General features: G+C 56.9%; 8 protein-coding genes and 3 tRNA genes. 3 read left to right on the plus strand and 8 right to left on the minus strand.

Features of this window, described 5'->3' with window-relative positions; all coding sequences use genetic code 11:
* Positions 1-324 precede the first annotated feature (324 nt).
* From C3Z11_RS13435 to C3Z11_RS13450, 4 genes are all read right to left on the minus strand, one after another.
* The gene (locus C3Z11_RS13435) at positions 325-546 is read right to left on the minus strand and encodes a hypothetical protein (RefSeq protein WP_106478453.1); all 222 of its coding nucleotides are present in this window, start codon (positions 544-546) and stop codon (positions 325-327) included.
* A 569-nt stretch (positions 547-1,115) separates the two neighbouring features.
* Positions 1,116-1,191, minus strand: a tRNA-Asn gene (locus C3Z11_RS13440).
* Positions 1,192-1,222: 31 nt separating this feature from the next.
* Positions 1,223-1,298, minus strand: a tRNA-Asn gene (locus C3Z11_RS13445).
* A gap of 255 nt (positions 1,299-1,553) precedes the next feature.
* Positions 1,554-1,627: transfer RNA gene (locus tag C3Z11_RS13450), tRNA-Met, on the minus strand.
* A 349-nt stretch (positions 1,628-1,976) separates the two neighbouring features.
* Here C3Z11_RS13450 and betI point away from each other — a divergent pair.
* The 3 genes from betI (at position 1,977) to betA (ending at position 6,017) form a co-directional block, all read left to right on the plus strand.
* Positions 1,977-2,594, plus strand: coding sequence for a transcriptional regulator BetI (gene betI, locus C3Z11_RS13455; protein ID WP_394810211.1), 618 nt, complete (start codon positions 1,977-1,979; stop codon positions 2,592-2,594).
* A gap of 159 nt (positions 2,595-2,753) precedes the next feature.
* Positions 2,754-4,223: a betaine-aldehyde dehydrogenase gene (gene betB / locus C3Z11_RS13460; protein WP_106478455.1), complete on the plus strand. Its 1,470-nt coding sequence runs from the start codon at positions 2,754-2,756 to the stop codon at positions 4,221-4,223.
* Between the two features lie 90 nt (positions 4,224-4,313).
* Entirely contained in the window at positions 4,314-6,017 is a 1,704-nt protein-coding gene (gene betA, locus C3Z11_RS13465; RefSeq protein WP_106478456.1) for a choline dehydrogenase, read from the plus strand.
* A 91-nt stretch (positions 6,018-6,108) separates the two neighbouring features.
* Here betA and C3Z11_RS13470 read toward each other — a convergent pair whose 3' ends face one another.
* The 4 genes from C3Z11_RS13470 to C3Z11_RS13485 all read right to left on the minus strand — a co-directional run bounded on the left by C3Z11_RS13470 (position 6,109) and on the right by C3Z11_RS13485 (position 9,856).
* Positions 6,109-7,335, minus strand: coding sequence for an NRAMP family divalent metal transporter (locus C3Z11_RS13470; protein ID WP_106478457.1), 1,227 nt, complete (start codon positions 7,333-7,335; stop codon positions 6,109-6,111).
* An 87-nt stretch (positions 7,336-7,422) separates the two neighbouring features.
* Complete coding sequence (locus C3Z11_RS13475) at positions 7,423-8,373, minus strand: 5-oxoprolinase subunit C family protein (RefSeq protein ID WP_106478458.1); 951 nt, start codon at positions 8,371-8,373, stop codon at positions 7,423-7,425.
* Positions 8,370-9,101 (minus strand): 5-oxoprolinase subunit PxpB, encoded by a 732-nt coding sequence (gene pxpB / locus C3Z11_RS13480; protein ID WP_106478459.1) that lies wholly within the window; start codon positions 9,099-9,101, stop codon positions 8,370-8,372. Before pxpB ends, C3Z11_RS13475 begins: the two co-directional genes overlap by 4 nt.
* Positions 9,101-9,856 (minus strand): 5-oxoprolinase subunit PxpA, encoded by a 756-nt coding sequence (locus tag C3Z11_RS13485; RefSeq protein WP_106478460.1) that lies wholly within the window; start codon positions 9,854-9,856, stop codon positions 9,101-9,103. The genes pxpB and C3Z11_RS13485 overlap by 1 nt, the downstream gene beginning before the upstream one ends.
* Positions 9,857-10,149 lie beyond the last annotated feature (293 nt).

The raw sequence follows: 10,149 nt of genomic DNA on the forward strand, positions 1-10,149 counted from the left end.
GCTTTTTTATTATCTAAAATCAGTGTCTACCGCAAGAGCAACAAGAAAAATCTCTGTATGTCATAAGCCAATACGGCCAATACACAAACTATAATAGACGACCCAGCCAAAGATAGAAGCTTACTTCCAAGCGCTACCCACTGGTTCAACGTGAGAAATTCAATATTGAAATATATTACTATCGCTGCAAAACAATATTCATAGAATCATTTAAACAAGATATTAAACATTATAAAAGACATCATACTTAATAGAAAACAGCTTAATTCTTAGCAAGTGATAGACAGACCTAACAAACCAATCTTCTCAACGCATCGGTAAAAATTATTTATTTAAACTATTATTTATTACTTCTTTGACGCTAACCAAACCAAGCAGCTCAACTGTATCGTCTGTACTCATGTGATATTCACTCATGAGGCTATCTAAACGCTCTTTAAATTCTTTCTCAGGATCACGAGGCGGCTCAAGACTTCTCAGCATTTCTCCCAATTGTGAATCCAGTGCCCATTTTTCCTTGATGGAAAGTGTACTTTCGCGTGCCATGCTTTTCCTTTTTTAAAATTAACCAACCATTCGGATAACGCGGCTGTTCCCTGACACTTCAATTAGGATAAACGCATTTAATGTCAGCGCAACACGAGCCGTGGAGCTTATTGCATTAGAGCCATAATTTTGAAATTAGTTTAAAATCATGGCTATTTTAAATTAAAAATATTGAAACGACATGCTCTGCGGAGCACCGTTTCCAGGCGCAGGCAAATAAATAAGCAGGTTGGCTAACTCTTTTATCAAAAGTACTTTTACTTGTCAACTGCCAGTAACCTACCATCGGTTAAAAGCGCATGATAAGAAAAATAGAGCATCAACTTGATAAGAAACAAGGTTTCGCGAAGTTAAAGAATGAAGTGTGGTTCTGCTAATACAACTAACATCACCAATAAACTCAAAGTGACAGCACACCAATAGCACAACATTATATTTACAACATGGAGTTAGTTAATAGACAGCTACCGAAGAAGCAGCATTTCTATTGATTGCTAGTATAAGAGGTAGAAAGGTAGCTTAGTTCAGCTTGCCATGATTGATGATAATACCAATCAATATCAGAGTTATGGCTCCCCGAGCAGGACTCGAACCTGCGACCCAATGATTAACAGTCATTTGCTCTACCAACTGAGCTATCGGGGAATAACTGAACTTCTGTGCCAGGACAGGGATATGGCTCCCCGAGCAGGACTCGAACCTGCGACCCAATGATTAACAGTCATTTGCTCTACCAACTGAGCTATCGGGGAATGTCCTTGAGCACGCGGCGTAGTATACGGATTGAGAGCTGAGCGTCAAGCCCAGCAATCTTCACTGCAAGAATTTTTTATCATTATTCGCCCTCCACTCCACTCCACGCCAAAAAGGCGTGACATGCACAAGCCTGATCAGAAGATCACAGAATTTAGCTCGCTAACCCATCTAAAGCTATCTATAGACGATAGGCCGCAGTGAAGTAGGGAAAATCAAACGATCTAAAGAAGCAGGATAAGAGAAAGGAGTAGTGGCTACGCCCTGATTCGAACAGGGGACCCCATCATTATGAGTGATGTGCTCTAACCAGCTGAGCTACGTAGCCATACGGGCGATGAATTATACAAGGGGTCCGTTATTTCACAAGTCCTTGAACGAAATCTTATAGCGCTAGTGCCTCCGTCATAGATAACCGCAACATCTCATGCTGAATCCAACTGTTTGCATCTGCGCCAATCAGCTCAGGCCTTACTCACCATTAAACCTTCCACGCTAGAACCACACGCCATTGCTCTCATCGTAAATATCGAACACACATAAGGTATTCCACCGCTTTCCCCCACCCTTTTCCAAGCTTATAGCTGCTTTAATCCAACCACTGGTCGGCGCAATATTTTTATTAATTGAACGTTCAATAAAAATTGCTATACTAATCTTGCTGCAATCATCAGATCATGCAGGTCAAGATTAAGGAGATATGGGCGGTGCCAAAGATCGGGATGGAACCCATACGCCGACAGCAACTGATCCAAGCTACCATGGAGGCGATCGACGAAGTTGGGCTAGCAGATGCCACAATTGCCAGGATTGCCCATAAAGCGGGCGTATCCACCGGCATCATTAGTCACTACTTCGGCGGTAAGGACGGGCTGTTCGAAGCCACCATGCGCCACATCCTTGGCGATCTAGGGCAAGCGATACGTAAATGGCGTGACAGTACACCGGACGACAGTCCTCATGATCATCTCCATGCCATCATTCGCGCCAACTTCGATCGCAGCCAGGTTGACCGCTCCGTAATGAAAACCTGGCTCGCATTCTGGGCAACCAGCATGCATCGCCCTGACCTGCAGCGCTTACAGCGCGTCAATGACAGGCGGTTATTTTCCAATTTATGTCATCAATTTCATCGTGTTTTACCCCACGACAAAGCGCGTAACGCGGCGCGCGGCCTAGCAGCCTTGATTGATGGCCTATGGCTTCGTGGCGCATTAGTACCCGATGGCTTCGATACCGAACGTGCTATAGCCCTGGCCTATCGCTACGCGGATGAACAGCTGGCTGCCAACTAACACAGCTAAATTTCATGCCTATTCAATTTGGCAGCGACAACATAAACCCTGCTGCTACCAGAATTCAGCTCAACGCGTCTCTGCACCGGTAATGAATGGCACATTCTTTTATCGACCATGAAGCAGGCGCGACCCACTTCAAAACTCAAGGAGCTTTTTATGGCCTTTTTTGAAACGCAACAACTCTATATCGGAGGACAGCGCGTCAACGCCACTTCCGGTGAAACCTTTCAGACGATCAACCCGGCTGATGGTAGCCTATTGGCTGATGTTCAACAGGCGTCTCAAGCTGATGTGGACCGCGCGGTTGAAGCGGCACGTGAAGGCCAGAAAGTCTGGGCAGCGATGACCGGCATGGAGCGCTCACGCATCCTGCGCCGTGCAGTCGAGATCCTGCGCTCGCGCAACGACGAGCTCGCTCGCATCGAAACGCTCGATACCGGCAAGCCACTCAGCGAAACCCTAGAAGTGGATATCGTCACCGGTGCCGACGTGCTCGAATACTATGCCGGCCTCGCCACTGCGGTCGAAGGCGAGCAAATCCCGATCCGCAGCGACTCCTTCGCCTATACCCGTCGCGAGCCACTCGGCGTATGTGGTGGCATCGGCGCCTGGAACTATCCGATCCAGATCGCCTGTTGGAAAGCCGCGCCAGCGCTTGCCACGGGTAATGCGATGGTATTCAAGCCGAGTGAAGTGACGCCGCTGAGCGCATTGCTGCTGGCAGAAATATTCACCGAGGCCGGCGTACCGGACGGCGTCTACAACGTTGTCCAGGGTGACGGTCGTGTCGGCGCGATGCTCACTGAACATCAGGGCATCGACAAGATTTCCTTTACGGGTGAAGTGGGCACCGGCAAGAAGGTCATGGCCGCCTCCGCCGCTTCATCGCTCAAGGAAGTGACCATGGAGCTCGGCGGTAAGTCTCCGCTAATCGTTTTCGCCGATGCCGATCTCGACCGCGCCGCTGATGGCGCGATGATGGCCAATTTCTACTCCAGTGGTCAGGTCTGCACCAACGGCACTCGCGTGTTCGTCGAACGCTCGGTCAAGGAGGCCTTCGAAGCCAAGATGCTTGAGCGGATCAAGAATATCCGTGCCGGCGACCCGCTCAACCCCGACACCAACTTCGGCCCGATGGTCAGCTTCGAACATCTCGAGAAGGTGCTCTCCTACATGGAGATCGGCAAGCAGGACGGCGCGCGTCTGCTGACCGGCGGCGCACGCCTGACCGAAGGCAAACTCGCCGATGGCGCCTACGTTGAAGCGACGATCTTCACCGACTGCACGGATGACATGCGCGTTGCCCGCGAAGAGATCTTCGGCCCGGTAATGTCGATCCTGGCTTTCGATGACGAAGACGAAGTGATCCGCCGCGCTAACGATACCGACTACGGCCTCGCCGCCGGCGTCTTCACCGAAGGGCTGAGCCGCGCCCACCGTGTCGTGCACCGGCTCGAAGCCGGCATCTGCTGGGTCAATACCTGGGGTGAGTCACCGGCGGAAATGCCGGTCGGCGGCTACAAGCAATCCGGTGTCGGCCGCGAGAACGGCCTGGCGACGTTGGCCCACTACACGCGCATCAAATCGGTACAGATCGAAATGGGCCCTTTCGCTTCGGCGTTCTAAAAGGCCTCGTCCGCTTCAAGCCAGGAAGCCGATGCCTGTCGGCTTCCTGTCGCCCAATCAATAATGCGAATCAACGCAGAGGAGCTTGATATGTCACAGGCTCGTGAATTTGACTACATCATCGTTGGAGCCGGATCGGCCGGTAACGTACTAGCTGCCCGTCTGACCGAAGACAGTGACGTTACCGTGCTGCTGCTAGAAGCTGGCGGCCCCGACTACCGCTTCGATTTCCGCACCCAAATGCCTGCCGCACTCGCCTACCCGCTGCAGGGCAAGCGCTATAACTGGGCGTTTGAAACCGAACCGGAACCGCACATGAATAACCGCCGTATGGAATGCGGCCGTGGTAAGGGCCTCGGTGGCTCGTCGCTGATCAACGGTATGTGCTACATCCGCGGCAACGCCATGGACCTTGAAGGTTGGGCGCAGCTGCCCGGGCTCAGCGACTGGACCTATCAGGACTGTCTGCCCTACTACAAGAAGGCAGAGTCGCGTGACATCGGCCCCAACGACTATCATGGCGGCGACGGTCCGGTCAGCGTCACCACGCCCAAGGCTGTCAACAATCCGCTCAACCGCGCCTTCATCGAAGCCGGCAAGCAGGCTGGCTACCCCGAGACTGATGATCTCAACGGCTACCGGCAGGAAGGTTTCGGGCCAATGGACCGCACCACTACGCCCAACGGACGGCGCGCCTCCACCGCGCGCGGCTATCTCGACCAGGCCAAGCAGCGTCCTAACTTGACCATCGAAACCCATGCACTGACCGATCGTGTGCTGTTCGAAGGCAAGCGTGCCGTCGGCGTCGCCTACGCACGCGACGGTGAGAAGCAGCAGGCCCGCGCCCGCCGCGAGGTACTGCTGTGCGGCGGGCCGATCGCCTCACCGTCGATCCTGCAGCGCTCCGGCGTCGGCGACCCCGAATGGCTCAAGCCGCTGGGCATTGACGTCGTCCACGCCCTGCCCGGCGTCGGCAAGAACCTCCAGGATCACCTGGAAATGTATATCCAGTACGAGTGCAAGCAGCCGGTTTCACTCTATCCGGCGCTTAAGTGGTACAACCAGCCCAAGATCGGCGCCGAGTGGATGTTCAAGGGCACCGGTATCGGCGCCAGCAACCAGTTTGAATCGGGCGGTTTCATCCGCACCGACGAAGGCGAATCGTGGCCCAACCTGCAGTACCATTTTCTGCCGATCGCGATCAGCTACAACGGCAAGAGTGCGGTGCAGGCCCACGGGTTCCAGGCTCACGTCGGCTCGATGCGCTCCAAGAGCCGCGGCCGGGTCAAGATCACCTCGCGCAACCCCGAGCAGGCGCCGAGCATCCTGTTCAATTACATGAGCGAGGAGCGCGACTGGGAAGAGTTCCGCGACGCGATCCGTGTCACCCGGCGCATTATCAGCCAGCCGGCAATGGACGAATACCGGGGCCGCGAGATTTCGCCGGGAGAGGACGTCCAGACCGACGAGCAGCTCGATGAGTTCGTGCGCAACCACGCCGAGACCGCCTACCATCCATGCGGTACCTGCAAGATGGGTGACGACGAGATGGCAGTGGTCGACGGTCAAGGCCGCGTCCACGGTATGGAAGGACTGCGCGTGATCGACTCATCGCTGATGCCAGTGATCGTTACCGGCAACCTCAACGCCACCACGATCATGATCGCCGAGAAGATTGCCGATCGCGTCCGCAACCGTGAGCCGCTGCCACGTGCCAATGTGCCATTCCATACAGCGCAGAAGCCTAACCAGAATGCGCCCGATGCTGATACCCACGAAGCGGTGAAGCAGTAACGCATCGCCACGTCACTAAGTGCTAAAACCACAAAAGGCGGCTCTCGGAGCCGCCTTTTTTTGTTTCATGTCAGCCTATGGCTCTCTCGATTCACGCCTGCCAGAAGGCGATGAACGACTGGAACGAGAACCAGAAACCGATCAGCGTGATCACCATCGCCACCAGACCCAGCGCGATCATCCAGCTTGGATGGCGGTAACTACCCATCAGGGAAGCCTTGCGCGAGGCGATCAGCACGGTACCGAGTGCAATCGGCAGTACTAGCGCATTGACTGCCCCGGCAATCACCAGCACTTTCACCGGTCGGCCAACGAAGGTGAAGATGAACGTCGACAGCACGATAAAACCGATGATGAAGGCGTTCTTATGGCGTTCGACGCTCTCATGCAGCGAATACATGAACGACACGCTGGTGTAGGCCGCGCCAATCACTGAAGTGATGCCCGCCGCGAATAGCACCAGTCCAAACAGACGATAGCCGAGCTCGCCCAGCGTCAGACCGAACACCGACGCGGCCGGATTGGAGGCTTCAAGCACGCCGCCCGCACTCACCACGCCCAGCGCGGCGAGGAACAGGCAGATACGGATGAAGCTCGCCGTGACGATACCCAGTACTGCGGCACGGGTAACGTCCTTGACGTGAGATTCACCGGTGATGCCCGCCTCGATCAGCCGATGGCCACCCGAGAAGGTGATATAGCCGCCCACCGTACCGCCAACCAGGGTAATAATCGGCAGGAACAGCGTCAGGTAGCTCTCCGGCACGAAGGTGCGATAGAGCGCTTCCTGAAGCGGCGGGTGCGAACTGAGCATCACATAGCCGAGCATGAACAGCATTACCAGCCCCAGCAGTTGAATGACGATATCCATCACCTTGCTGGCGTTCTTGAGCACAAAGATGACGATGGTCAGCACTGCCGCAATTACTGCGCCCATCACCGGCGGGATGCCGAACAGCGCGTTGAGGCCAAGCCCTGCTCCAGCGATATTACCCACGTTGAAGGCGATGCCACCGAGCACGATAAACGCCGTGATCAGGTGGCCCAGCCCCGGCAGAACGTGGTTAGCGACGTCCTGTCCGCGCCTTTTCGAGACGGTGATGACGCGCCAGATGTTCAGCTGGGCGCCGATGTCGATCAGAATCGAGATCAGGATAGCGAAGGCGAAGCTGGCCAGATACTGCTGGGTGAACAGTGACGTCTGGGTTAGAAAGGCTGGGCCGATTGATGAGGTAGCCATCAGAAAGATGGCGCCACGCAGGATACGCTTCTTGCCTACGGGCTCTTCGGCCGCGGCCGCATTGTTGTTGTCAGCCATGATACTTGAAGCTCCACTGGCGGCGAGTTCAGACCCGCCGCGATGATTGATTGTCGTTGAGTGGATGAAAAGTGCTAATCGTATCTATCACGCCTCAAGGGCAGCGCGCAGCGCCAGATAGGCACGTCGCGCCTGGGTGGCGCTTACCGGGCGCAGCCGCACGCTGATGCCCGGCAGACATTGCCCAAGCCGGGAGACGGACATCGGCGTAAGCGCGCCAAGACGTGGATAACCGCCGATGGTCTGCCGATCGTTCATTAGCACGATCGGCTGACCGTCGGCTGGCACCTGCACGGCCCCGAGCGGAATCCCCTCCGACACCATCGTCTCACGGTGGCAGCGCAGCTGCGGGCCGAGCAGGCGCACGCCCATGCGGTCGGCGCGCTCGTCAACCTGCCAGTCGGCGTTGAAAGCCTCGAACAGACTGCGGCCATCGAAGTCCTCGATCTGCGCGCCAAGCACCATATCGAGCACCACCGGAGCGTCCAGATCGAGGCTAGCGGTAGGCGGCAGCGCCCGCCCCGGCTTCGGCGCAGAGCCGGCCCGGCAGTGCAGCACATCGCCTTTGGCCAACGCCTGTCCGTTGCCATCAAGCCCGCCCAGCCCTTCGCGCACCACGGTCGCACAGCTACCCAGTGTTTCGGGCGCCGCGAAGCCGCCCGGCGCGGCGAGATAGGCGCGCACGCCGGCGAGCGGCTGCGTGAAAGCGAGGCGCTGACCGGGCCGCATAACAAAGCTGCGCCCCGGCACCAGCGGCTCACCGTCCAGCGTCGCGCCAAGATCGGCACCGGCCAGTGCCAGCGTGGTCTCGCTCTCGCTCTCCAGCGCGAAGCCGCCAAGGGCGATCTCAATCACCGCCGCCTCAAGCGGATTACCGAGCAGATAGTTGGCGGCCCACAGCGAGATAACATCCAGCGCCCCGCCCTGGGTGACACCGAGATGACGCACGCCGAAGCGACCGCCGTCCTGCAACAGCGCAAATGGCCCGGCCTCGACCACCCGTAGCACCGCCTGCGCCTGTGAACGTTGCTCGTTCATCGCCGCTCCTCCAGCGCCGTGGTATCACCGCCGTGGCGGATAAAGACGTCACGATTGACCGGCTCGAAGCGCACACGATCACCGGGGCGCAGCAGACTGTAACCGTCACGGTCGCGGTCAAACAGCCGCGCGCTGGTGCGCCCGATCAGGTTCCAGCCGCCCGGCGAGACACCGGGATAGGCTGCGGTCTGACGCTCGGCAATGCCAACGCTACCCGGTGCGATGCGTTTGCGCGGTGTGGCCAGACGCGGCGTGGCGATCAACGGCTCGACCAACCCCATGAAAGCAAAACCGGGGGCGAAACCGAGCGCAAAGACGCGGTACTCGCGCTCGGCGTGGCGGCGGATCACCTCGTCGACAGTGATATTTGCCCGCGCGGCGATCGTTTCGAGTTCAGGACCCACCGCAACGTCATACCACACCGGCAGCACATGAGTTTCACCCTGCTCATCGTCTGCGGGCTCGAGCGCTTCGAGCGTCTGAAGCGCACGCTCCCGCGCCTCGCTCAGGGACAGCCGAGCGATATCAAAGTGGACCATGACGGTGGTATAGGACGGCACCAGATCGATCAGCACGTCAGCGAAGGCTTCGCGCAGGCGCTGCGTTGCGGCCAGCAGCCACGGCATGTTGGCCTCGTCGATAGTGTCGAACAGCCGCACCATCACGCAGTCGAGCGCCACGGTTTCGAGGCGCAGCGCTGGTGACCGGCCATTGTCCTTGGCGGCCATCAGGCATTCTCCACGGCGTCGAGGGCGCTGCGAATCGCCTTTACTGCAGCGACCGATTCGGCATTGTCGCCATGGACACAGAGCGTGTCGGCAGCAAGCGCCAGCGCACTGCCATCGGCGGCGGTCAGCGTCTCGCCTCGGGCCAGACGCGTTGCTTGATCGACGATGGTGTTGCGGTCATGGTGCACGGCGCCCGGTTGGCTGCGCGCCACCAATCGTCCGGCGCTATCGTAGGCTCGGTCGGCAAAGGCCTCAAACCATAGCTGCACGCCATGGCGCTCGGCCAACGCCTGAGTTGGCGCCGGGTCGCGCGTCGCCATGACCATGATCGGCAGCGTCGCGTCGAAGGCAACGACAGCGCGCATGATTGCGGCGAGAATCTCTTCGCTGCCCATCATGGCGTGATAAAGCGCACCGTGAGGTTTTACGTAGCTGACCTGCGTGCCTTCGGCACGGCAGATCGCCTCCAGCGCGCCCAGTTGATAAAGGGTCAGATTCTCGACCTCGGCGGCACTGACTGCCATCGCACGACGGCCGAAGCCGACCAGATCAGGATAGGCGGGATGTGCCCCGACGGTGACGCCGTGGCGCACGGCGAGTGCCACGGTACGACGCATGGTGTCGGGGTCGGAGGCATGAAAACCGCAGGCGACGTTGGCGCAGTCGATATAGGGCATGACCTCGGCATCGAGCCCCATTGTCCAGGCGCCGAAGCTTTCGCCCATGTCACAGTTCAGCTTGAGACGGTCTTTCATAGGGGGTCCTCAGCATCTTTATATTTTCATGACAGCGATGATGTCATTCATCAGCATGAATCACGGCGCGACCAGGCGTTGGCCAACGTCAACGCAATATCACGCTAACTATCAGCACACCGAACTGTCACCTATTTTTCTTAAAATCTTAAATACGTTATTAATTTTTAGCGCTAAATTGCTAATGTTTTCACGAACAGATTCATATCGAGCCTTCGACTCGACAAGCGGCTGCGCCTCACTCATGCTGAGCGACTTATAAGAAAAGTGGTCTCTCGGCGAATGTTAGTGCA

Source organism: Phytohalomonas tamaricis, assembly GCF_003012345.1.
In the GTDB taxonomy this organism is placed as follows: Bacteria; Pseudomonadota; Gammaproteobacteria; order Pseudomonadales; family Halomonadaceae; genus Phytohalomonas; species Phytohalomonas tamaricis.

Excerpts from the sequence above, each read along its gene's own strand:
- C3Z11_RS13435 (WP_106478453.1), bottom strand. The coding sequence starts at position 546 with ATGGCACGCGAAAGTACACTTTCCATCAAGGAAAAATGGGCACTGGAT.
- betI (WP_394810211.1), top strand. The coding sequence starts at position 1,977 with ATGCAGGTCAAGATTAAGGAGATATGGGCGGTGCCAAAGATCGGGATG.
- betB (WP_106478455.1), top strand. The coding sequence starts at position 2,754 with ATGGCCTTTTTTGAAACGCAACAACTCTATATCGGAGGACAGCGCGTC.
- betA (WP_106478456.1), top strand. The coding sequence starts at position 4,314 with ATGTCACAGGCTCGTGAATTTGACTACATCATCGTTGGAGCCGGATCG.
- C3Z11_RS13470 (WP_106478457.1), bottom strand. The coding sequence starts at position 7,335 with ATGGCTGACAACAACAATGCGGCCGCGGCCGAAGAGCCCGTAGGCAAG.
- C3Z11_RS13475 (WP_106478458.1), bottom strand. The coding sequence starts at position 8,373 with ATGAACGAGCAACGTTCACAGGCGCAGGCGGTGCTACGGGTGGTCGAG.
- pxpB (WP_106478459.1), bottom strand. The coding sequence starts at position 9,101 with ATGGCCGCCAAGGACAATGGCCGGTCACCAGCGCTGCGCCTCGAAACC.
- C3Z11_RS13485 (WP_106478460.1), bottom strand. The coding sequence starts at position 9,856 with ATGAAAGACCGTCTCAAGCTGAACTGTGACATGGGCGAAAGCTTCGGC.